The organism is Enterococcus sp. JM9B (assembly GCF_009933265.1).
In the GTDB taxonomy this organism is placed as follows: Bacteria; Bacillota; Bacilli; order Lactobacillales; family Enterococcaceae; genus Enterococcus_C; species Enterococcus_C songbeiensis.
In genome coordinates, this window is sequence record NZ_MAEK01000023.1 from 1 (window position 1) to 565 (window position 565).

Below are 565 nucleotides of genomic sequence, written 5' to 3' on the forward strand. Positions count from 1 at the left end.
TTATTTTGCTATCCAGGAGTTGTCAATGTTAGGTGAATGTTAAGATTAAGTGCAACATGGTATCATCTTCATATAACCTTCGTTCGTGATTTGGTCTATTATACCATGTAGTTAATTTGATTTAAAGCATATTGTTCGTGAACAACTTTTTTATAACAAAGAAATATTTTTTTGCAAGTTTTCATGTTACTTTAGCGTATTCTAGTTTAAATTTATGCTGAGGAGTTTTCCAACCTAAAACTTTTCTTGGACGAGTATTCATACTAAATACCGCTTCATCAATTTTCCGCTGCGAAATATTCTTAAAGTTAAATGGTTTTGGAAAGTATTCTCTCAATAATCCATTATGATTTTCATTGGAACCACGCTCATACGGCGCATAAGGATTAGCGTAATAAATTTTACAACAAAATGTATCTTCAAGCGTCCCGATATTGAATTGGCTCACAAACTCAGTTCCACGGTCACAAGTAATGGATTTAACACCTTGAGGATATAATTCTACGAGTCGTTTTATTGCCAACATCATATCCGTTCCCGTTTTATGAGGGATCTTGATAGCTAC

The 565-nt window shown here is 33.5% G+C and carries 1 protein-coding gene; it reads right to left on the minus strand.

Annotation, left to right across the window (positions count from 1 at the left end):
- Nucleotides 1-181 precede the first annotated feature (181 nt).
- Nucleotides 182-565, minus strand: a 384-nt coding sequence (locus BAU16_RS13675; RefSeq protein ID WP_237579219.1) for an IS30 family transposase, incomplete at its 5' end; no start/stop codon positions are given.